Origin of the sequence: Cyanobium sp. Alchichica 3B3-8F6 (assembly GCF_024346435.1) — a bacterium.
GTDB lineage: Bacteria > Cyanobacteriota > Cyanobacteriia > PCC-6307 > Cyanobiaceae > Cyanobium_A.
In genome coordinates this window covers 1-22,064 of record NZ_JAGQCZ010000013.1, presented here as the reverse complement: position 1 = coordinate 22,064, position 22,064 = coordinate 1, and the positions used below count along the sequence as shown (strand labels likewise).

21 protein-coding genes are annotated in these 22,064 nt (G+C 66.3%); 15 read left to right on the top strand and 6 right to left on the bottom strand.

What is annotated here, in order from left to right:
• Positions 1–41: 41 nt before the first annotated feature.
• From KBY65_RS10915 to KBY65_RS10875, 9 genes are all read left to right on the top strand, one after another.
• Complete coding sequence (locus tag KBY65_RS10915; protein WP_255001606.1) at positions 42–1,850, top strand: phosphodiester glycosidase family protein; 1,809 nt, start codon at positions 42–44, stop codon at positions 1,848–1,850.
• Between the two features lie 61 nt (positions 1,851–1,911).
• A complete protein-coding gene (locus KBY65_RS10910) occupies positions 1,912–2,268 on the top strand; it encodes an AIR synthase (RefSeq protein ID WP_255001605.1) in 357 nt (118 codons plus the stop codon).
• Positions 2,269–2,333: 65 nt separating this feature from the next.
• Positions 2,334–2,708 (top strand): 30S ribosomal protein S12, encoded by a 375-nt coding sequence (gene rpsL, locus KBY65_RS10905; protein ID WP_094560087.1) that lies wholly within the window; start codon positions 2,334–2,336, stop codon positions 2,706–2,708.
• A 110-nt stretch (positions 2,709–2,818) separates the two neighbouring features.
• The gene (rpsG, locus tag KBY65_RS10900) at positions 2,819–3,289 is read left to right on the top strand and encodes a 30S ribosomal protein S7 (RefSeq protein WP_094560088.1); all 471 of its coding nucleotides are present in this window, start codon (positions 2,819–2,821) and stop codon (positions 3,287–3,289) included.
• 110 nt (positions 3,290–3,399) lie between these two features.
• Positions 3,400–5,475 (top strand): elongation factor G, encoded by a 2,076-nt coding sequence (gene fusA / locus KBY65_RS10895; RefSeq protein WP_094560089.1) that lies wholly within the window; start codon positions 3,400–3,402, stop codon positions 5,473–5,475.
• 39 nt (positions 5,476–5,514) lie between these two features.
• Positions 5,515–6,744 (top strand): elongation factor Tu, encoded by a 1,230-nt coding sequence (tuf, locus tag KBY65_RS10890; protein WP_094560090.1) that lies wholly within the window; start codon positions 5,515–5,517, stop codon positions 6,742–6,744.
• Between the two features lie 130 nt (positions 6,745–6,874).
• Positions 6,875–7,195, top strand: coding sequence for a 30S ribosomal protein S10 (rpsJ, locus tag KBY65_RS10885; RefSeq protein WP_006910513.1), 321 nt, complete (start codon positions 6,875–6,877; stop codon positions 7,193–7,195).
• Positions 7,196–7,297: 102 nt separating this feature from the next.
• A complete protein-coding gene (locus KBY65_RS10880; RefSeq protein ID WP_254987946.1) occupies positions 7,298–7,945 on the top strand; it encodes an LON peptidase substrate-binding domain-containing protein in 648 nt (215 codons plus the stop codon).
• A gap of 38 nt (positions 7,946–7,983) precedes the next feature.
• Positions 7,984–8,964 carry a methyltransferase domain-containing protein gene (locus tag KBY65_RS10875; protein ID WP_255001604.1) on the top strand — a complete coding sequence of 327 codons (981 nt, stop codon included), beginning with the start codon at positions 7,984–7,986 and terminating at the stop codon, positions 8,962–8,964.
• Here KBY65_RS10875 and pheA read toward each other — a convergent pair.
• On the bottom strand, positions 8,948–9,775 hold the full coding sequence (gene pheA, locus KBY65_RS10870; protein WP_094560093.1) for a prephenate dehydratase: 828 nt from the start codon (positions 9,773–9,775) through the stop codon (positions 8,948–8,950). The genes KBY65_RS10875 and pheA overlap by 17 nt on opposite strands.
• Before the next feature lie 69 nt (positions 9,776–9,844).
• On the opposite strand from pheA, the gene KBY65_RS10865 reads away from it, so the two are divergent.
• Complete coding sequence (locus tag KBY65_RS10865; protein ID WP_255001602.1) at positions 9,845–10,357, top strand: DUF1997 domain-containing protein; 513 nt, start codon at positions 9,845–9,847, stop codon at positions 10,355–10,357.
• Here the strand turns inward: KBY65_RS10865 and KBY65_RS10860 are convergent.
• From KBY65_RS10860 to KBY65_RS10850, 3 genes are all read right to left on the bottom strand, one after another.
• Positions 10,323–11,012: a ribonuclease HII gene (locus KBY65_RS10860; RefSeq protein WP_255001600.1), complete on the bottom strand. Its 690-nt coding sequence runs from the start codon at positions 11,010–11,012 to the stop codon at positions 10,323–10,325. The genes KBY65_RS10865 and KBY65_RS10860 overlap by 35 nt on opposite strands.
• The gene (locus KBY65_RS10855; protein ID WP_255001599.1) at positions 10,960–13,008 is read right to left on the bottom strand and encodes an Rne/Rng family ribonuclease; all 2,049 of its coding nucleotides are present in this window, start codon (positions 13,006–13,008) and stop codon (positions 10,960–10,962) included. The genes KBY65_RS10860 and KBY65_RS10855 overlap by 53 nt, the downstream gene beginning before the upstream one ends.
• Before the next feature lie 423 nt (positions 13,009–13,431).
• A complete protein-coding gene (locus KBY65_RS10850) occupies positions 13,432–16,092 on the bottom strand; it encodes a TIGR03960 family B12-binding radical SAM protein (RefSeq protein ID WP_255001598.1) in 2,661 nt (886 codons plus the stop codon).
• A gap of 104 nt (positions 16,093–16,196) precedes the next feature.
• On the opposite strand from KBY65_RS10850, the gene KBY65_RS10845 reads away from it, so the two are divergent.
• The 5 genes from KBY65_RS10845 to KBY65_RS10825 are packed head-to-tail and all read left to right on the top strand — an operon-like array spanning position 16,197 to position 19,320.
• Positions 16,197–17,423 (top strand): LL-diaminopimelate aminotransferase, encoded by a 1,227-nt coding sequence (locus KBY65_RS10845; protein WP_255001597.1) that lies wholly within the window; start codon positions 16,197–16,199, stop codon positions 17,421–17,423.
• A 28-nt stretch (positions 17,424–17,451) separates the two neighbouring features.
• Positions 17,452–17,811: an ATP-dependent Clp protease adapter ClpS gene (clpS, locus tag KBY65_RS10840; protein WP_094560099.1), complete on the top strand. Its 360-nt coding sequence runs from the start codon at positions 17,452–17,454 to the stop codon at positions 17,809–17,811.
• On the top strand, positions 17,808–18,617 hold the full coding sequence (locus KBY65_RS10835) for a CPBP family intramembrane glutamic endopeptidase (RefSeq protein WP_255001595.1): 810 nt from the start codon (positions 17,808–17,810) through the stop codon (positions 18,615–18,617). The genes clpS and KBY65_RS10835 overlap by 4 nt, the downstream gene beginning before the upstream one ends.
• Before the next feature lie 30 nt (positions 18,618–18,647).
• Positions 18,648–18,881: a FitA-like ribbon-helix-helix domain-containing protein gene (locus tag KBY65_RS10830; protein ID WP_094560101.1), complete on the top strand. Its 234-nt coding sequence runs from the start codon at positions 18,648–18,650 to the stop codon at positions 18,879–18,881.
• A complete protein-coding gene (locus KBY65_RS10825; RefSeq protein WP_158217046.1) occupies positions 18,868–19,320 on the top strand; it encodes a type II toxin-antitoxin system VapC family toxin in 453 nt (150 codons plus the stop codon). Before KBY65_RS10830 ends, KBY65_RS10825 begins: the two co-directional genes overlap by 14 nt.
• A gap of 18 nt (positions 19,321–19,338) precedes the next feature.
• Here KBY65_RS10825 and KBY65_RS10820 read toward each other — a convergent pair whose 3' ends face one another.
• Both KBY65_RS10820 and cofG read right to left on the bottom strand, forming a co-directional pair.
• Positions 19,339–20,919 carry a photosystem II high light acclimation radical SAM protein gene (locus KBY65_RS10820; protein ID WP_409996031.1) on the bottom strand — a complete coding sequence of 527 codons (1,581 nt, stop codon included), beginning with the start codon at positions 20,917–20,919 and terminating at the stop codon, positions 19,339–19,341.
• Entirely contained in the window at positions 20,916–21,962 is a 1,047-nt protein-coding gene (cofG, locus tag KBY65_RS10815; protein WP_255001594.1) for a 7,8-didemethyl-8-hydroxy-5-deazariboflavin synthase subunit CofG, read from the bottom strand. The genes KBY65_RS10820 and cofG overlap by 4 nt, the downstream gene beginning before the upstream one ends.
• Positions 21,963–22,064: the final 102 nt, after the last annotated feature.

Here is a 22,064-nt window from a genome sequence, read left to right as displayed (position 1 = left end):
GCGAAGAGGGCTAGCGTTCTGCGCTGACGGCTGGGTGGGCCATGGCTTCCGCAGCTTCGCTGGCTCCCTGGCTCCTGGCTCTCCTGCTACCGGCGGCCAGCCGGGCCATCCCCCTGGCGGTGCCGCCTCCACCCCCGCCGCCGCCTCCACCTCCTGCCACAACACCAGCGACACCTGCGGCTCCAGCCAGGCTCCCAGGCGCCAACCGTGCCCCCCGCCCCGAAACAGGCCAGCAGCGGCAGGCCAGCAGCCTGCGCATCAACGGCCGCACCCAAACGGCCCGTTGGCTTTGGGTTGGGCCATCCGGGGACCGCCCGACACAGCTCTGGATTCCGCTGGAGGTGCTTGAGAACCAGCTGGGGGTCACCAGCCGCAGCCGCAGCGATGGCTCCCTCGATCTGGAGTGGTTCGGCCAAGGGCTCCAGGTGGCTGCCAGCGCCCAGCGCAGCCTCGACGACGAGGTGGCCATCGAGGTCAGCCCGATGTTTCGCGCCCTCGGGGTGGCCATGCGGCAGGACGGCAACCTGCTCAGCCTCGAGCTGGCCAAGCCCCAGCTCCTGCAGGTGCGCAGCTCCACTCCGGGAAACATCCGACGCGTCGTCCTCGATCTCAGTGGTCCGGCCGTGCTGGAGGGCGACGCCGGCGGGCTGAGGGTCGATCTCACCAGCCGGAATGAGCAGCAGGTGCAGCTTCAGGGCCTGGGCCTGCTGGGCCAGCAGGCCGCCGCAGGCCTGAGCCTCAAGCCCGCCAAGGGCAAGTTGGGCCGTGTGTTCAGCCTGGGGGATCCGGCCCGGGTGGTGATCGAGTGGCCCGTTGAGGCCAGCGGCGCCTCAGCCAGCCCCGCCGCTCCGATTGATCCCCGCCTGCAGGCCTTGCTCGGCAAGGAGGTGCAGTGGGATCGGCTGATTCGCCAGGGGGTGCGCATCAATGCGGTCCGCATCGATCCCCGCACCGCCCCCCTGCAGCTCCGGCCCCTGGCCAGGCCCGGAGGGATGGAAGGGCTCAGTTCGCTGGTGCAGCTCGCCAACCAGCAACAGGCCTGGGTGGCCATCAACGGCGGCTACTTCAACCGGGTGCGGCGCCTGCCCCTCGGTGCCCTGAAGGACAACGGCCGCTGGCTGTCCGGCCCCATCCTGAACCGGGGCGTGGCGGCCTGGGGCGAGCGCAGCCTGCCCCAATTCGGTCGTTTGCAGTTGAGCGAATGGATCGTGGGCCCGGGCGGCCAGCGGCTGCCGATCGTGGTGGTGAACAGCGGCTACGTGCAGCGCGGCATCAGCCGCTACACCGCCGACTGGGGGTCGAGCTACAAGGCCCTGAGCGGCTCGGAAACGGGCCTGCTGATCCAGGCGGGCAGCGTGCGGCAGCGGCTTGGCCCCGCCGAGCTGGACGCCGGCGTGCTCCTGCGGGGCGATGACCTGTTGCTGGTGGCTCGCGGCGGCGCAGAACTGCCCTGGGGGCCGGGCGAGCGACTCCAGCTCGAGAGCCGCCCGAGCAACACCCTGGGCCTGGCACCCCACGTAATCGGGGGCGGCCCCTTGCTGCTCCTGGACGGGCGCATTGTGCTCAATGGCGCCGCCGAGAACTTCAGCAGCTCCTTCCTCAGCCAAGGGGCGCCGCGCACCGTGCTGGCCAGCGACGACCGGCAGGTGTGGTTGATCACCATGGAAGGCACCCAGGACAGCGGGCCCTCACTGGGAGAAACGGCCGCCCTGTTGCAGCAATTGGGACTGCGCCATGCCCTCAACCTCGATGGCGGCAGCTCCACCGGCCTTGTGCTGGGAGGCTCGCTGCAGGTGAAGGGCAGAGGCGTGGCCGGCTCGGTGCATAACGGCGTGGGACTGGTGCCATGAAACGGCTGTGGAGCTGGCGAGTCCTGCCAAAGTGGAGGGCCGACCATCTCCCGAGCCCGCCATGCCCAAGGGTCACAGCCTGCGCGTGACCGCCGCCGCCGCGGCTGAGCTGGGGCGGCAAGCTGCCGTGGCCGGCACCCCCGGGATGATGCACCTCGACCTGGTGGAGGGCAGCTGCGAGCGTTGGGCCATCCGGCTGCGACCCGGCCATCTGGCGGGAACGCCGATCGCCCGCGCCGATGGCATCACCCTCTACGCCCCGCCGGAGCAGCTCACCCTGCTCACGGGTTTGAGCCTCGACTATCGCGGCGACATCAGCGGAGGAGGCTTTTTGATGCGCCCCGGCGAGGGCGTGGTGAGCTGCGCCTGTGGCACTGCATTCAGCCGGGGAGGGGCGAGCCGACAGGCGACCCAGTAAGGTAACGGATTGTCGAAATCGGTCGGACGTCCGACCAATGTTCTCCGACCAGATCCCGGCCCTCGATGCCCACCATTCAACAGCTGATCCGTACTGAGCGCCAGAGTCTTTCCCGAAAGACAAAGTCGCCTGCCCTGCGCTCTTGCCCCGAGCGCCGTGGTGTCTGCACCCGCGTGTACACCTCCACTCCGAAGAAGCCGAACTCGGCCCTTCGCAAGGTGGCTCGCGTGCGCCTCACCTCCGGCTTCGAGGTGACGGCCTACATCCCCGGCATCGGCCACAACCTCCAGGAGCACTCTGTGGTGCTGATCCGGGGAGGTCGCGTCAAGGATCTGCCCGGCGTGCGGTACCACATCATTCGGGGCACCCTGGACACGGCTGGCGTGAAGGATCGCCGCCAGTCCCGTTCCAAGTACGGCGCCAAGACGCCGAAAGCCTGAGTTGACGTTGATTCAGCCAGTCAAGCCGCTGAATCGCTGCCAACTGCCTACCAGGCACCCGCCTGGGTCCCTGGTCCATTCCACCCTCGTCCTTCCCGCTCCGGTCGACCATGTCTCGCCGCAATGCCGCCGAGAAGCGCCCCGTGCTTCCCGACCCTCAGTTCAACAGCCGCCTGGCCTCGATGATCGTGGCCCGGCTGATGAAACACGGCAAAAAATCCACCGCCCAGCGCATCCTCTCAGACGCGTTTTCGCTGATCAACGACCGCACGGGCTCTGATCCGCTTGAGCTGTTCGAAACCGCCGTCCGCAACGCCACGCCCCTGGTGGAAGTGCGGGCCCGACGCGTGGGTGGCGCCACCTATCAGGTGCCGATGGAAGTACGCCAAGAGCGCGGCACCGCCATGGCCCTGCGCTGGTTGGTCAACTTCTCCCGGGCCCGCAACGGGCGCAGCATGGCCCAGAAATTGGCCGGTGAGCTGATGGATGCGGCCAATGAAGCCGGCAGTGCCGTTCGCAAGCGGGAAGAAACCCACAAGATGGCCGAAGCCAACAAGGCCTTCGCCCACTACCGCTACTGATTCCCTTCAGTTGCCCTTCAAGCGGCTGAAGTCCTGGGCGGCTTCAGCTCCTGCAGACCCAGTCTGTAGAGTAACGCCCTCGTTTTGTAGACCTCTCGGAGACCTGCCCCGTGGCCCGCGCCTTTCCACTGGAACGCGTTAGAAATATCGGTATTGCTGCGCACATTGATGCTGGCAAGACCACCACAACTGAACGGATTCTGTTCTATTCAGGCGTGGTGCACAAGATGGGCGAGGTGCACGACGGCGCCGCTGTCACCGACTGGATGGAGCAGGAGCGCGAGCGCGGCATCACCATTACTGCTGCGGCCATTTCCACCAGCTGGAAAGACAACCGCATCAACATTATCGACACCCCCGGGCACGTCGACTTCACGATCGAAGTGGAGCGCTCAATGCGGGTGCTGGACGGCGTGGTCGCCGTGTTCTGTGCCGTCGGTGGCGTCCAGCCCCAGTCGGAAACCGTGTGGCGCCAAGCTGATCGCTACAACGTGCCTCGGATCGTGTTCGTCAACAAGATGGACCGCACCGGTGCCAACTTCCTGAAGGTCTACGAGCAGATCAAAGATCGCCTTAAGGCCAATGCTGCCCCGATCCAACTGCCGATCGGCGCCGAAGGCGAGCTGAAAGGGATCATCGACCTGGTGCGTAACAAGGCGATCATCTACACGAATGATCTCGGCACCGACATCATCGAAAGCGAGATTCCGGCTGACATGAAGGACGAGGCCCAGGAATGGCGCCTCAAGCTGATGGAATCGGTCGCCGAATCCGATGAAACACTAATTGATGCTTTCCTCGAAAACGGCGAGCTCACAGAGGAGCAGCTGATCAAGGGCATCCGCAGCGCCACCATTCATCACGGCATGGTGCCGATGGTGTGCGGCTCGGCCTTCAAGAACAAGGGCGTGCAGCTGGTGCTCGACGCCGTCGTCGACTACCTGCCCGCTCCTGTGGACGTGCCGCCGATCACCGGCCTGCTGCCTGATGGCACCGAGTCAAACCGCCCCTGCGACGACAGCGCCCCCTTCAGCGCCCTGGCCTTCAAGGTGATGGCCGACCCGTACGGGAAACTCACCTTTGTGCGCATGTATTCGGGCGTGCTCAACAAGGGCAGCTACGTGCTCAACTCCACCAAAGACAAGAAAGAGCGCATCTCCCGCCTGATTCTGCTTAAGGCCGATGATCGGGAAGAGGTGGATGAGCTGCGCGCCGGCGACCTGGGTGCCGTGCTGGGCCTCAAGGACACCACCACAGGCGACACCCTCTGCGTCGAGTCCGATCCGATCATTCTCGAATCGCTCTACATCCCCGAGCCAGTGATCTCGGTGGCCGTGGAGCCGAAAACCAAGGGCGACATGGAGAAGCTCTCCAAGGCACTCCAGTCCCTGTCGGAGGAAGACCCCACCTTCCGGGTCTCCACCGATCCGGAAACCAGCCAGACCGTGATTGCCGGCATGGGCGAACTCCACCTGGAAATCCTGGTGGACCGGATGCTGCGCGAATTCAAGGTGGAAGCGAACATCGGCGCCCCCCAGGTGTCGTATCGCGAAACCATTCGCTCCAGCTCCAAAGGCGAAGGCAAATTTGCTCGCCAAACCGGTGGCAAGGGCCAATACGGCCACGTGGTGATCGAAATGACACCCGGCGAGCCGGGTTCAGGGTTTGAATTCGTCAACAAGATTGTTGGCGGCATCGTTCCCAAGGAGTACATCGGCCCCGCCGAAGCCGGCATGAAGGAGACCTGCCAATCCGGCGTGATTGCAGGTTTCCCCATGATCGACGTCAGGGCGACCATGGTCGACGGCTCCTATCACGACGTCGACTCTTCGGAGATGGCGTTTAAGATCGCCGGATCCATGGCCTTCAAAGACGCCGTCAAGAAGTGCAATCCTGTACTTCTTGAGCCGATGATGAAGGTGGAGGTCGAGATCCCCGAGGATTTCCTTGGATCGGTCATCGGCGACCTCTCATCCCGTCGCGGCCAGGTCGAAGGGCAGTCCATTGACAATGGGCAGTCCAAGGTCCAGTCGAAAGTGCCCCTGGCCGAGATGTTCGGCTATGCCACCCAGCTCCGATCCATGACCCAGGGTCGGGGTATTTTCTCGATGGAGTTCAGCCATTACGAGGAAGTTCCTCGCAATGTGGCTGAGGCCATCATCTCCAAGAATCAGGGCAATTCCTGATCTCTCCTCTACCCGTTAACCCCCCGATTCTTTCCACTCATGGCACGCGAGAAGTTCGAAAGGAACAAGCCCCACGTCAACATCGGCACCATTGGCCACGTTGACCATGGCAAAACCACCCTGACGGCTGCCATCACCAACGTGCTGGCATCCCAAGGCATGGCCAAGGCCCAGGCCTACGACGAAATCGATGGTGCCCCTGAAGAGAAAGAGCGGGGGATCACCATCAACACCGCGCACGTCGAATACGAAACCGGCAAGCGTCACTATGCCCACGTGGACTGCCCCGGCCACGCGGACTACGTGAAGAACATGATCACCGGTGCTGCCCAGATGGACGGCGCCATCCTGGTGGTGGCCGCCACCGACGGCCCGATGGCCCAGACCAAGGAGCACATTCTGCTGGCCAAGCAGGTGGGCGTGCCCGCACTGGTGGTGTTCCTCAACAAGAAGGACATGGTCGACGACGAGGAGATCCTCGAGCTCGTCGAACTGGAGATGCGTGAACTGCTCAGCAGCTACGACTTCCCCGGCGATGACATCCCCGTGGTGGCTGGTTCAGCCCTGAAGGCTCTGGAGTACATCCAGGCTGGCAACAAGGCTGAGCGTGGCGCCGACGAGTGGGTCGACAAAATCCTCGACCTGATGGATGCGGTCGATGAGTCGATCCCCGAGCCCGAGCGCGAAATCGACAAGCCGTTCCTGATGGCCATCGAAGACGTCTTCTCGATCACCGGTCGTGGCACCGTGGCCACCGGTCGGATCGAGCGCGGCAAGGTGAAGGTCGGCGAGACCGTGCAGATCGTGGGGATCAGGGACACCCGCGAAACCACCGTCACCGGCGTGGAAATGTTCCGCAAGCTCCTCGACGAGGGCATGGCCGGGGACAACGTGGGCCTGCTGCTGCGCGGTGTGCAGAAGGAAGACATCGAGCGCGGCATGGTGCTGGTCAAGCCCGGCTCCATCACCCCCCACACCAAGTTTGAGGGTGAGGTGTATGTGCTGAAGAAGGAAGAAGGCGGCCGCCACACCCCCTTCTTCGCTGGCTATCGCCCGCAGTTCTACATCCGTACGACCGACGTGACCGGCCAGATCACGGCCTTCACCTCCGACGACGGTGCGAACGTGGAAATGGTGATGCCCGGTGATCGCATCAAGATGACCGGCGAGCTGATCTGCCCAGTGGCCATCGAGCAGGGCATGCGCTTCGCCATCCGTGAAGGCGGCCGCACCATCGGTGCCGGCGTGGTCTCCAAGATCATCGCCTGAGCCTGAGGTAAGTTTCATGGGGTGGGTCCACCGGGCTCACCCCTTACCAGCACCTCGACAATCCAGCTCCATCAGCCCTCCGGCTGGCCAGGCTTGAGCCCCTTGACGACCGTTCCGAGTCTGATCTCCCATGTCCACCGCCATTGCTCAGCAGAAGATCCGCATTCGCCTGAAGGCGTTTGATCGCCGCATGCTGGATCTCTCCTGCGAAAAAATCATCGAAACCGCCGATCACACCGCTGCCACTGCCATCGGCCCCATCCCCCTGCCCACCAAGCGCAAGATCTACTGCGTGCTGCGCTCGCCCCACGTCGACAAGGACTCCCGCGAGCACTTCGAAACCCGCACCCACCGGCGCATCATCGACATCTACAGCCCTTCGGCGAAAACGATCGACGCGCTGATGAAGCTGGATCTGCCCAGCGGCGTCGACATCGAAGTCAAGCTCTGATCCACGGATCAGGGTTCGAGCCTCCAGGTTCTTTGCCCCTGTCACGCCAGCGCGTGGCGGGGGCATTTTTTCTAGGATGGCTAAGCACCTCCTGATCAAGCCATGGGTGAACTGGCCGTACGGGAGCTGCCACTGTTTCCCCTACCCGACGTGGTGCTCTTCCCCCAGGAAGTGCTGCCACTGCACATTTTTGAGCCCCGTTACCGCATGCTGCTGCGCACGGTGATGGCCGGTGACCAGCGTTTTGGGGTGGTGCGCTGGGATCCCCAGACCCAAACCATGGCCGAAGTGGGCTGCTGTGCTGAGATCCTGCACTGCCAAACCCAGGATGACGACCGCAGCAACATCGTGACCATGGGTCAGCAGCGCTTTCGCGTGCTCGACATTGTGCGCGAGGCACCCTTTCGGGTGGGTCTGGTGAGCTGGATTGAAGATGACCCCGAAGCCGGCCCTGCCGAGCTGGATGAACTGGCTGGCACGGTCGGTCAGGCCCTGCGGGACGTGGTGGAGCTCACGGGCAAGCTGATCGGCAAACCCGCCAGCCTGCCCAACGACCTGCCCGAACTGCCCCGGGAACTGTCCTTTTGGATCGGCGCCCACCTGGGTGGCCCCGTGGCCGACCACCAGCAGGCTCTCCTGGAAATCACCGACACCGGCGAGCGGTTGCGCCAGGAGTATGAGCTGCTCGATCAGACCCGCCGGCAATTGGCCGCCCGCACCGTGCTCAAGGACACGTTCCAGCCTCAGTAATCACAGCCCAAGTAATCCCAGCCCCAGTAAGCGGTTTCATGACCCTCCTCAGCTGGCCCCTGGCCGCCACCATCGGGGCTGGAGCCCTCCTTGCCGCGGCCATCGCCGTGGCCACCCGCTTTTGGCTGCAGCGCAGGCGCCGCTATGAATCCAGCGCCAGCGTGGCCGACGCCTACGACCGCTGGACCAATGACCAGCTGCTGGAACGCCTCTGGGGTGACCACATCCACCTGGGCCACTACCGCAACTCCGGGCGAGCCCCAAGCGGGCACCAGGACTTCCGCGCCGCGAAGGAGATCTTCGTGCATGAATTGGTGCGCTGGAGCGGCCTGGACCGGCTGCCCGCCGGGTCGACGGTGCTCGATGTGGGCTGCGGCATCGGCGGCAGCGCCCGCATCCTGGCCCGCGATTACGGCCTCAACGTGTTGGGCATCAGCATCAGCCCTGCCCAGATCGCCCGGGCCCAGGCGCTTACGCCAGCCGGCCTCAGCTGCCGCTTCGCGGTGATGGATGCCCTGGCCCTGGAGGTGGCCGACGCCAGCGTCGACGCGGTGTGGAGCGTGGAGGCCTGCCCCCACATGCCCGACAAGCAGCGCTACGCCGATGAGCTGCTGCGGGTGGTCAAACCCGGCGGCCTCCTGGCCGTGGCCGACTGGAACCGGCGCGACCCCGCCGATGGCGCCATGACCCGCCGGGAGCGCTGGGTGATGCGCCAGTTGCTGGAGCAGTGGGCCCATCCCGAATTCGCCAGCATCCGCGGCCTCCGCCAGCACCTTGAACAGAGTCGCTACGCCGGCGGGATGGCTGTGGACACCGATGACTGGACCCGGGCCACCCTGCCCTCCTGGATCGACTCGATCGCCGAAGGGGTGCGGCGGCCTGGGGCCATCCTCGGGCTGGGGCCTGGAGCGGTGCTGCAGGGCCTGCGGGAAACCCCCACGATCCTGCTGATGCACTGGGCCTTTGCCACTGGGCTGATGCAGTTCGGCGTGTTCCGCGGCGTCAAGCCAGGTTGGTGATCGGGTAAGCACCGAACAGGGCCAGGTGCTCACAAAGGGGGCCCAACTCGGCCAGGGCCGCCTCAAGGGGCGTGGAGCCCTCGGACAGTTCCAGGTCGACGAAAAAGATGTATTCACCCATCTCCCGTTTCGACGGCCGCGATTCGATGCGGCTCATGTTCAGCCCGCGCTGGGCAAAACAGCCCAGTGCCTCGAGCAGGGCCCCGGGCTGGTTGGAGTGGAGCGAGAAGGCGAGACTGGCCATGGGCCCCTCGGCGTCGCGCGCGCCCCGGCGCAGCAGCAGGAAGCGGGTGCAATTGCCGGCTACATCATTGATCGGGTAAGCCAGCTCCTGCAGGCCGTGCTCCGCAGCGGCCTGCCGTGAGGCCACCGCCGCCCGGAAGCGGCTGCCGGCCACCATGCGGGCGGCTTCGGCGGTGGAACTGGTGGGCAGCTGCAGGGCCTGGGGCAAGTGCTCCGAGAGCCACTGGCTGCACTGGGCAAGGGCCTGGGGGTGGGAGAGCACCTCACTGACCCCCTCAATCGGACCACTGCCCAGCAGGGCGTGGCGGATCGGCAGCACCAGGGCACGGGCCACCGTGAGATCCGGATGCTCCCAGAGCGCATCCAGACAGGCGGTCACGCCTCCCTCCACCGAGTTTTCCACCGGCACCACGGCGGCGTCACAACTGCCCTGGGCCAGGGCCTGCACCACGGCCCGAATCCCGAGTTGGGGCACCAGCTCAGGGTTGGCGATGCCCTCGAGCTCCGCCAATTGCCGGGTTGCCTGCTCGCCGTAGGTGCCGGCCGGGCCGAGGAAGGCAAAACGCATCGTTTCCAGAAACCGAGGAAAGCCCTCGACGGAGGGCCGATAGGATCATGCCGCGCCGGCCCGCAGGCCATGCCCCTGGCCTTCAGCGCCAGTCAGCAACTGCAACTTGACGTAAGCGTCCAGCCCGAACGGCTGGCCTCCTACCTGCAGGATCAGGACCGCGTCGTGAAGGCCCTACTCGACCCGAGCCAGCTCGAGCCCATCGGGCCCGGCCGCTACCGCTATACGGTCACCCAGCTGCAGGTGTTCCAACTGCAGATCAAGCCTTTGGTGGACCTGCGCACCAGTCTGGAGCCAGGGCGGATCGTGCTGGAGGCCACCGATTGCGAACTGGAGGGGCTTGGGCTGGTGGACGATTTCCAGCTCACCCTGGGCTCCTGGCTGGCGGCGGGAGCCCGTGGATTGGAAGGCGAAGCCACGCTCGCGGTGGCGGTGAGCCAACCGCCCCTGTTGAAACTGATCCCAGCCAAGGTGCTGGAGGCCACGGGCCGTTCGCTGCTGGCGGGCATCCTGCTGGGCATCAAGGGCCGGGTGGGCCAGCAGCTGCTCAGCGACTTTCAGGACTGGTGCCAGGAGCACTGAGCGTCAGCCGACCCAGAAAGCTGAGGCGGTGCAGCGGGGTGGGTCCCCATTGCGCCAGCGCCGCACGGTGCTGGGCCGTGCCATAGCCGGCATGGCGCTCCAGTCCGTAGCCGGGGTAGCGCTGAGCCAGGGCGGTGATCAGGCTGTCGCGGGCCTGCTTGGCCAGCACGCTGGCCGCCGCAATCGCCAAGCAGTGGCTGTCGCCGCGCACCAGGGTGGTTTGCTCGCCGCGCCAGCCCCGCAGGGGCAACACCCCATCGACGATCACCAATGCGGGCGAGCGGGGCAGCTTCTGCAGGGCACGGTGCATGGCCCGCTCAGTCGCCAGCCGGATGCCATGGCGATCGATCTCCGCCGCCGACGCCTGGCCAAGGGCCCAAGCCGCCGCCCACTGCTCGATGGCCGGCACCAGCGCCGCACGGCGACGGGCGGTGAGTTTCTTGCTGTCGGTGAGGCCCAGCTCGCCCAAGGGGGCCAGGGCGGCAGCGGGAAGGACCACGGCAGCGGCAAAAACCGGGCCAAACAGGCAACCACGTCCCACCTCGTCCACCCCAGCACAGGCGGCTGGATCCCGGCCTTGCCAGGGATCCGGCAAGGCCAACTCAGCTGGAGGCCGAGGAGCGGCGGCGGCGGCGGCGGGGTTCCCCGGAGTCATCCAGCTCTGGCTCCACAACCGCAACGGCAGTGGAGGTGGCCCCGGTCTTGGCGATCGTCTTGGCAGCTGAGGCTGCCACCGAACTGCGGGTGCGTCCGCGGCGGGCCGGCACCTCCACCTCCGGAGGGGCAATGCTGGTGGTGCTGGGCACCGACACCGTTAGTACCGTTTCCGGTTCGCTGAGTTCAGGCAGGGGCGTGATCTCGACCGGAGCTGGAGGAGCCGCTGCCGAGCTGCTCAGCTGCTGACCCGTGCCGTTGGATGGGGCTTCACCTGCCTGGAAGTCGGACGTCGCGGAGCCACCGCCCCGACCACCCCGCCCCCGCCGGCGACGGGAACCACTCGCCGCCAACTGCTGACGGGCTTCCTCGAGCACCGCGTCCGCATCGACGCCGGGACGCACCACCCGCACCACGACGTTGTCACCGGCGGGGGGCTGCTCCAGCAGCAGGGCGGGGTTGAGGCCCATCCAGCCAAACACCAACTCCTGGTCGGCATCCATCGGCACGGCCACCAGCTCGTGGTCGAAGCGGCGCGGCGCTGGCTCCGTGCTGGCAGCGGCACTGGCCCGTGGGACCTCAACGACAACGGGGGTCTCGAAGCCATCAGGCGCGCTAGTGGCTTCCGACAATTCGGCGCCACCACGGCCGCCACGACCACCGCGGCGGCGGCGGCCAGAACCGGCCTCGGGGGTGCCAGGACTGAGCACCTCAGCCCGGGCCGATGCCGCTGAGCGCACCAGGCCGGTGAGGGTCGCCAGGGGCTGGAGGGTGTCCTTGCCGGGCAACACGGCCACATGGCCCAAGCCACCGCAGCTGGGGCAAGCACGCCCGAACAGCTCGTAGATGTTCTGGCCCTGGCGCTTGCGGGTGAGCTCCACCAGACCGAGCTCGGTGAGCTGGGCGATCTGCGGCCGGGCGGCGTCGTCGCGCACGGCCTGGGTGAAGTGCTCCAGCAGCTGCAGCTGATCGCGGCGCGACTCCATGTCGATGAAGTCGATGATCACCACGCCGCCAATGTTGCGGAGCTTGAGCTGGCGGGCGATCTCCACGGCCGCCTCACAGTTGGTCCAGAGCACCGTCTCGCGGGAATTGGCGGAGCGGGTGAACGAGCCGGAGTTGACGTCGATGACGGTGAGCGCCTCGGTGGGCTCGATGATCACGTAGCCGCCGGACGGCAGATCCACCCGCGGCTTGAGGGCATCGCGAATGGCGGCGTTGACCTTGAAATGCTCGAGGATCTCCGACGACTCGGTGTGGGCCTCCACCAGCACGTTGGTGTGGTCGGAGCCCAGGAAGGCATTGGCCCGAGCAACCGCTTCGGGGGTGTCGACCACGACCCGCACCAACTCCGGGCTGTAGAGATCGCGCAACACGCGATGCACGAAGTCTTCATCGCGGTTGAGCAGCACCGGGGGGTTGGCACTCTCGGCAGCGGTCTGGATGCCCTCCCACTGCCGCAGCAGCGTTTCGAGGTCGTCGATCAGCAGCTCTTCACTGACCCCCTCAGCTTCGGTGCGGATCAACAGACCTGCCCCGGGCGGCTTGATTAGCACCCCGAGGGCCCGCAGACGGTTGCGTTCGTTTTCGCCGTTGATCCGGCGGGAGATATTGACGCCCTGGCCCTGGGGCTGCAGCACCAGAAAACGCCCAGGCAGAGCGAGGTTGCCGGTCAGCCGGGGACCCTTGGTCCCCGTGGGCTCCTTCATCACCTGCACGAGCACCTTCTGGCGGGGCTCCAGCAGCTCGGTGATGCCGGCGGCACCCTTGCGCAGCCGCAAGGGGCCTAGATCCGTGACATGAATGAAACCATTCTTCTCGCTTTCGCCGATGTTGACGAAGGCAGCATCAATACCCGGCAATACGTTTTCAACGGTGCCGAGGTAAACATCTCCGATCTGATAGCGGCCCTGGGCCACCACCAGTTCATCAACACGTTCGTCGTTGAGAACGGCGGCGATCCGCAGTTGCTCGGCAATGACGATCTGCTGGGGCATGGGGAAAGGGAAGGGGCCCGATGGGCCCGACCAGGGGGGAAAGCAATAAAAGGATCTGGCTGAAGCAGATCTAAGGCTGGGCGAGGCGGAACCGGATGGGGCTCGGCCGATCCCGGATGAAGCAATGCGGATTAAAAATGCAGTTGGGCTGCTATCAGCCCTTCAAATCAAGCGGCCTGAACTGAAATGGCCTGAAGCAACCGAGATGTCGGAGGAACCGGACACCCGGGGGCGTTGCTGCGAAAATGCTGTTCTGAATCAGCCGCGCATCAACTGCCGCGGAACAACTTTCAGGAGTGGAACTTCTTGAAAGCGGTGGGGCGAAGACTGGGACAGGGTTGCCCGGGGGCGGTGAAACCAGCGAACCTGGCTACCGGTAGCAGTTGGCATCCGAGAAACGTCGGATTCAACGAGCTAGTCGCCTTAAAACGAAGTTAGCACGGGCTTCAGGAGCAAGGCCTGGCGGCGCAGGGCTGTCAGGGTCAGGGATTGGCCCAGGCGCTCAGCGATCCAGTGCTGCACCTGCTCGGGCCGCAGACTGCGGCCCGAGGCATCGATCGCCGCCCGCAAGCTGCACCGTTGAACGCCGTCTGTTCCTGACGTCATTTGCAGCTCCAACAAAAAGGGGCGGCAGTCCCGGCTGCGGGGGCGGCCTTTTTTATCCGTGTCTTGCCAGATCAAGCTCTCGGCAGCCAGCAGCGAGGCGCGCGCCTGCTGCCACTGCTCCGGCGTTACGTGCTCTCCCGCTTCGGGCTGAAGCACGAAGCTCCACTGGGCGGCCTCCAGCTCCTGGGACAAGCTCACCCCAAACACGGGGACCCGGGCCGCCGAGAGCAGCTGGAATTCGGAGGGAAGCTGCGGTTGCAGCTGCTCCCGCACCGCCGCCTGATCCACCGCTTGCGTGAACTCCAGGTCGAGCCACTCCCCATCCCCCTCCACCCCCATGGGCAACGGCAGGGCCAACTGCAGGCGCGGCAGGGGATGGAAGCCACCGGTGAAGCTCACTGGCAACCCCGAACGGCGCAGGGCCCGCTCCAGCATCCGCAGGGTGTCGAGGTGGCTGATCAGGGCTAGGGAGCCGGTTTTGGTGAAACCGATCCGCAGCCGGTCCACCCGCTCGCTGGCCGGGGCGCGCTGGAGCAACGCGGCCGGAATCGCCGGCGGCGGAATCACCACGTTGTGGCCAAGCTCCGGACCACACACGCCGCAACTGCTGCATCCCTCGAAAGAACAGTCGGGCACCACCGCCGCGGCCAGGGCCCGCTGCAGATCTTCGGCCAGCCAGCGCTTGTCGAGGCCGGAATCGATGTGGTCCCACGGCAGGCTCTGGCGGCAGAAGGCCTCCAGATCCGCCGTCTCCATCGCCTCAGCCGCACTCCAGGCGCCGAGCTCCAGCTGGCGGTAGCGGCCACCCACGCCGGCAGCCTCGATCGCGCCGGTCCAGGCGGCGTAGCTGCGCTCGGCCGACTCAAACCATGCATCCAGCCCCGCCCCAGCCCGCCAGGCTGCCTCAATCACCGCAGCGAGGCGCCGGTCGCCGCGGCCCACAAAATCTTCAACCGCCGAGAGGCGCACATCGGTGAAGTTAGTTTTGAGGCCGCGCAGCTGACGCAAGGCCCGGCGCAACAACTCCTGACGGCGCCGAAACTCCTCGGTGCTGACGCTGTGCCACTGGAACGGCGTGTGGGGCTTGGGCGTGAAATTGCTGATCGTCAGATTGAGCTCCAGCCTGCCTAGATCCGCGCATTGCCGCTGCAGGGCCTGACAGGTGTCGGCGATGCCGAGCACGTCGGCGTCGGTTTCCCCCGGCAGGCCGATCATGAAATAGAGCTTGACCTTGCGGTAGCCGTTCTCCATGGCCGTGCGGATGCCGGCCAGCAGCTCGGCATCGGTGAGTCCCTTGTTGACGATGTCGCGCAAGCGCTGGCTGCCGGCCTCCGGCGCAAAGGTGAGCCCGCCCTTGCGCGCCCCGCCAATGATGTGGGCGATGTTGGCGTCGAAGCGATCCACCCGCTGGCTCGGCAGGGTGAGGCTCACGTTCTTGTCGGCTAGCCGGTTGCGCAGCTCGACGCCCACCGCCGGCAGGGCCAGGTAGTCGGAGCAGCTCAGCGACAGCAGCGAGAAATCGCTGTAGCCGGTGCGGCGCATGCCCTCATCCACCGCTTCCACCACCGCCTCGGGCTCCACGTCGCGGGCGGGGCGGGTGAGCATGCCGGGCTGGCAGAAGCGGCAACCGCGGGTGCAGCCACGGCGGATCTCCACCGTGAGCCGGTCGTGCACCGTTTCGATGTGGGGCACCAGGCCCATGGCGTAGTGGGGCATGGGCGTGGCGGTGCGCCGCTGCACCCGAGCCGGGGCGCCTGGTTCGAGCGGCTCGAGGCTCACCCCATCGGGCCCGGGGCCGTAGAGGCTGGGCACGTAGACCCCCGGCACCTGGGCCAGATCCCGCAGCAGCGCTCGGCGGCCCAGACCGGCAGCCCGGGCTTCAGCCACCACCAGGCCGATCTCCGGCAGCAGCTCCTCGCCGTCGCCAAGAGCCACAAAGTCGAAGAACGCGGCGAAGGGCTCGGGGTTGCTGGTGGCGGTGGGCCCGCCGGCAAAGATCAGCGGTGGCGCATGCGGATGAGCCAGGGGCAGGTCGCCGCGGGCGTCCGCCCGGATGGGGATGCCGGCGAGCTCCAGCATCTCCAGGATGTTGGTGCCGCCCAGCTCGTAGCTGAGCGAGAAGCCGAGGATGTCGAAGGCCGCCAAAGGCCGGCGGCTCTCCACTGCAAACAGGGGCGCGCCGCGTTCGCGCAGGCGGGCGGCCAGATCCGGCGCCGGCAGGTAGCTGCGATCGCACAGCTGGCCGGGAACGGCATTGAGGATCGAATAAAGAATGATGTGGCCGCTGTTGCTGGCACCCACCTCGTAGACCTCGGGGTAGGTGAGCGCCCAGCGCACCCCGGCTGAGGGCCAGTCGGCGTCCCAATCCCGCTCGCGGACCCCCAGCTCATTGCCGAGGTAGCGAGCCGGCTTGCTGATGCCCAGGTCGACCAGAGCGGCAAAATCGACGGGTGCGTCGACGGGAACGGCGACGGTCACGGGCGCTGGCGGCTGGGGTGCAGCCTTGATCGTATGGAGGCCACCGCCGCATAGGACAATCGCCCCAACGTTCAACGGGCCCGGCGGCGGCCCACACCGCAGCAATGGCCCAGGTCAACGGCAACTACCTCAAGCTCAAGGCGGGCTACCTGTTTCCCGAGATCGCCCGGCGGGTGAAGGCCTTCAGCGAGGCCCACCCCAGCGCGCCGATCATCCGCCTGGGCATCGGCGATGTCACCGAGCCGCTGCCCGAGGCCTGCCGCACTGCCATGAAGGCCGCCATCGATGAGATGGGCACCCGCGAGGGCTTCCACGGCTACGGCCCCGAGCAGGGCTACCTGTGGCTGCGTGAAGCGATCGCTACCAACGATTTCCAGGCCCGCGGCTGCCAGATCAGCGCCGAGGAGATCTTCGTGTCGGATGGCTCCAAGTGCGACAGCGCCAACGTCCTCGACATCCTCGGCTCGGAGAACCGCATCGCCGTGACCGACCCGGTGTATCCGGTGTATGTGGACAGCAACGTGATGGCGGGCCGCACCGGCGACGCCGATGACGCTGGCCAATACGGGGGCCTCACCTACCTGCCGATCCATGCCGAGAACGGCTTCACCGCCGAGATCCCCGCGGAGAAGGTGGATCTGATCTATCTCTGCTTCCCCAACAACCCCACCGGTGCGGTGGCCACCAAGGAGCAGCTGAAGGCCTGGGTGGATTACGCCCGCGCCAACGACGCCCTGATCCTGTTTGACGCGGCCTACGAGGCCTTCATTCAGGACCCCTCCCTGCCCCACTCCATCTACGAGATCGAGGGCGCCCGCGAGTGCGCCCTCGAATTCCGCTCGTTTTCGAAAAACGCCGGCTTCACCGGCACCCGCTGCGCCCTCACCGTGGTGCCCCGCGGCCTGATGGGCACCGCCGCCCATGGCGAGCGCGTGGAGCTGTGGGGCCTGTGGAACCGCCGCCAGTGCACCAAGTTCAACGGCGTCAGCTACATCGTGCAGCGCGGCGCAGAAGCCGTGTATTCACCCGAGGGCCAGGCCCAAGTGAAGGCCCTGATCGCCTTCTACATGGAAAACGCCACCATCATCCGCCGCGAGCTCAGTGAGGCAGGCCTGCAGGTGTATGGCGGCGAGCAGGCCCCCTACGTGTGGCTGAAGACACCGGATGGCGTCGATTCCTGGGGCTTCTTCGATCTGCTGCTCAACAAAGCCAACGTGGTGGGCACTCCCGGCAGCGGCTTCGGCGCCGCCGGCGAGGGCTACTTCCGCCTCTCGGCCTTCAACAGCCGCGCCAATGTGGAAGACGCCATGCGGCGCATTCGGGCCCTTTAATGGAGCCGTCGTCATGACACCAGCGGCCATGACCTCCGTAGCCAGCGACCAGCCCTTAGCTAGCGACCCACCCATCGCCACCCAGACCCCCAGCCGCGAAAGCGGCGGCGCCGCCGTGCTGGAGAAGGCTCCAGAACGGGTGCGCCAGCCCCAGCGGCGCTACAAGGTGCTGCTGCACAACGATCCAGTGAACTCGATGGAATACGTGGTGTCCACCCTGCGGCAGGTGGTGCCCAGCCTGAGCGAGCAGGACGCCATCGCTGTGATGCTCGAGGCCCACAACACCGGCGTGGGCCTGGTGATCGTGTGTGACATCGAACCGGCTGAGTTCTACTGCGAGAGCCTCAAGGCCAAGGGCCTCACCAGCACGATCGAGCCCGAGGAATGAAGCCCCATTGGTGGGGCACGCTGCTCTATGTGCCCGTTTTGTACGGGCTGGGCTGGCTGGCCAGTCGCCCCCTGCTGCTGCTCGCCCCCAGCTGGCGCACCGATCAGGTGGACCTCGCCGGGCTCGCCGTCTCGCTGTTGCTGCTGCTGCTGACGCTGCCGCTGCGGCTGCGGCGCGTGTGGCAAGACCCCCAACCCTGGCAGCGTCTGGGGCTGGCGGTGCCATTGGCATTAGCCCTGCGCAGTGGAGTGCGCGGCCTACTCAAAGCGCTGGTGCTGTTGCTGCTGGTGGCGGCGGCCCTGGTGCTGGCGGGCCAGGCCCAGTGGCTCGGGGAGCTCAACAGCGCCCTGCTGATCAACGGGCTGCTGTTGCTTGTGGGGGTCGGATTTGCCGAAGAGCTGCTGTTTCGCGGCTGGCTCTGGGGTGAGCTGGAGCTGCAGGTGGGGGCCCGCCGGGCACTGCTGCTGCAGGCGCCGATCTTCGCCCTGCTGCACCCCTGGTACCGCGCTCCGGGTCTGGAGGCGGTGGGTCTGCTGGGAGGACTGATCCTGCTGGGGTTGGTACTGGCCCTGCAGCGCCGCGCCGATGGCGGCTCCCTCTGGGGCGCCGTCGGCCTGCATGGCGGCCTGGTGGGGGGCTGGTTTCTGGTGCAGAAGGGGCTGCTGCAGATCTCCCCGGCCGCGCCCGGCTGGTGGGTGGGGCCCGGCGGCGCCGACATCAACCCGATCGGTGGTCTGATCGGCTGGATCGGCCTGGCGGCCCTGCTCTGGGCGCGGCGGCACTGGTGGGCCCAACCCCTGCCATAATTGCTATCAAAGACGCTATCAATCAGAGCCATGGCCCAGGTGTTGATTCGTCAGCTCGACGATCAGCTGGTGGAACGGCTACGGCAGCAAGCCAAGCGACGCGGGCTCTCCCTCGAGCAATCCCTGCGGGACATCCTGCGCCAAGCAGCCGCCGAGCCCGCCCAACTGCTGGACGACCTGGCCCGGCTACGCAGCCAAACCCCAGCCACCGGACGGGAGCTCGACGTAGCAGAGCTGATTCGTGAGGGCCGTGAGCAGCGCTAAGGCCTTGGTTTTGGATGCATCGGTGCTGTTTGGCTGGTTTGCCAACTGCCGCACCACCGCTCCTGCTCTTGCGTTGTTGGAAGCCACCACCGTGGAGCAACGGCTGGCGCCCGATCTGGTGCTGATCGAGCTGCTCAATGCCGGCTGGAAAAGCCACCGCGCCGGAGTGATCACCACCGAGCAGTTTGAGGCGATGGCCACCCACACGCCCCAGCTCCTGGGAGCCATCGTGCCCAGTGGAGAGCTTCTGGAGGCCGCCTGGCGCTGGTGCACAATCCTCGACCACCCTGCCTACGACTGCCTTTATCTGGCCTTGGCCGAACGTCGGCAAGCACCCCTGATCACCGCCGATCAACGGCTCCTGCAACGCCTCAACAATCTGGGAGCTCCAAGCGATCTGGCGATCGATCTCAACGCTTGGGCCCTGCCCATCGCGTAATCAACGCAGCCACCCGCTTCAACGCACAGCCGTAGCCAGCGCCCGCCGCCCCTCCACCGGCGCATGCAGCGCCTCCTCAAGGGGCGCCAACCCGTAGTCGCGCTCCAACAGCGCCATCACCGTGCGGCCGAAGTCGCCAGGGTTGGTGTCGAAAGCCTCGAGGCAGATGCGACCGAAGGTGCTGCCCATCGGCTCCGGGTTCCAGAGCATCTTGCGGGCGTTCCAGGGCATCATGCTCATCGGGTTGTAGCCCGGCTGGATCAGGCCCTGATCGAAGCCGTATTGCTCCAAATGCGTGTGGGGCTGCAGGCCGATGAAGAAGATCGCCGGCTCCACCTTGTCGGCCCCGAAGATGCGCTCCAGCTCGCGGTGATAAGCCACAGTCTGGCGGATCGTTTCGGGCCGCTCGTCGATCACGTTGAACGAATAGTTCACCGACACGTGTTCACGAAAGCCCGCCCGCGCCAGCATCCGACAGCTTTCTAAAACAGTGCGCAGGTTGTAGCCCATGCGCATCTTGCGCACGAGCTCCTGGGATCCCGAGGTGATGCCGATCTCGAAATAGTCCATGCCCGTGGCCACCATCAGTTCGGCCAGCTCGGCATCGAGGTTGTCGGCGCGGATGTAGGCGGCCCAGCGGATGTCATCCCAGCCCTGGGCCTGAATCGCGCGCAGCAGCTGCTTGGCATCCTCGATGTAACGCCGCGCCGGGATGAACTGGGCATCGGTGAACCAGAAGCCCCGCACCCCTTTGGCGTAGAGCTGGGCCATCTCGGCGATCACCTCCTCCACCGGGTTCACCCGCACCGCCTTGCCTTCCACCACCGTGTAGACGCAATAGCAACAGTTGTGGGGGCAGCCGCGCTTGGTCTGCACGCCCACATAGAAGTCGCCACCGTCGAGATACCAATCCAGCTGGGGCCAGATCTCGGCGATGTAGGCGTAGTTGCAGGCAGTTTTCTCCATGCCCGCCGGTTGCTCGTGGATCAGCCCCGGCCGGGGCTCTTCACCCACCACAAAGCAGCGCTCCCCCGCCAGAGAGTCGCCGCGGATCAGCTTCTCCAGCAGCGGCTCCCCTTCCCCTACCGACACCACCGTGCCCTTGGGCAACCGGCGACCCAACTGCTCATAAAACACACTCACGGCGCCCCCGCCGAGCACAGCCGTGGCCTGGGGCTGGTAGCGCCGGGCCCGCTTCAGACCACGGCGCACCAGGCGCAGGTTGCGCCACAGCTCGCCATAAAAAGAGCCCATCAGGCGCAGGCCGCCGAGGGCACCGCGCAGGCGCTTGAGGGGATTGGCGGCATAGAACACCTCAAAGGAGTTCTGCAGCGGATTGCCGCCGCGCCCGTCCACCGGCGCATAGATCTGGATGTCGCGCCAGGAGAACACCAGCAGGCTGGGGCGGAACTGCTCCACCGTGGCCAGCAGCACCCGCTCCACATCCAGCAGCGGCACGGCGGCCAGATCGAGAATCCGCTGCGGAATCGCCGGAAACTGTTTGTGGATGTGATCGGCCAGGTACACCGGGCCGATCGGGAAGATGGGGTTGCAGGGCAGGCGCACCAGCAGCACTCGCTGATCGCGCGTGGCGCTCACGGCCATGGACTCGTGGGTCCGGAGGAGCTGGACGCTAACAAGTGTGCTTCGGTGCGGTGGGCCTGGCGCTGCAGGGCCGGCGGCAGCCAGTGGCGCCAGGCAGGGTGCACGCACAACCTCGGCACCAGGCTGAAACCGGCGCGCTCCAGCACAGCCGCCAACCGTGCCGGGGTGGGCTGGGGATAGGCGCGGTTGATCACATCGCTGCTGTCGATCCCGCCGAGATCGTCGATGCCGGCGGCCAGTGCATCGGGCAGGGCCTCCAGAGGCCAGAGGTTGGGGGGCAGTTGCAGATGCACCTCCGGCGGCAGGATCGCTCGGGCCTCCGCGATGGTGACGAGCAGGTCGGCCTGCTCAGCAGCGGTGAGCAATTCGGCTGCGGCACCGTCGGGCCGAAAGGGCTGCAGGATCACCTCCTGCAGATGTCCCCAGCGTTGCTGCAGGTGGGCTAGCCGCTCTAACCCCGCGCGGCGGTCGGCGTGGCTCTCGCCCACCCCGAGCAGCAGCCCGGTGGTGAAGGGAATCCCTAGGCGGCCAGCCTGTTCCAATTGGCCGAGGCGCACGGCCAGCCGTTTGCTGGGGGCGTACCGGTGCAAGGCGTCGTAGGCGGGGCCGAGGCCCTCCAGCATCAACCCCATCGAGGCGTTGAGGCGACCCAGGGCGGCCATCTCCACCAGCGACAGGGGGCCAGCATTGGTGTGCGGCAATCTCCCCTGCGCCCACGCCAACCGGCTGAGGGCCAGCAACCGCTTAAACCAGGCACGCCGCTCGGTCGCATGGGGCGCCACCTCGCCGCTGAGCAGCAACACCTCCGTCGCCTCGGGCCGAGCCACCAGAAGGGCCTGGGCGGCGGCATCGCTGAGGGCATCAGCGAGGTTGTCCGCAAGGGGGCCTGCGGGGTCGGGCGGGCGCCGAAAACTGCAGTAGCCACAGGCGTTGAAGCAAAACCGGGTGGGCACCAGGGTGACGCTCGGGCTCCACGTAATCGGCCGTGCCACCGACCTCAGAACTCCCGGCTCATCAGCTGCGCTAATCAGAGTCATCAGCAGCCCTGCGGCATCCAGGCCGCGGCTTTCTCACCATCACCGCAATCTTCCGTTACAGTTGCGAGCGACGGGATTCCGTCCGGCTGTTTTCGCTTCTGC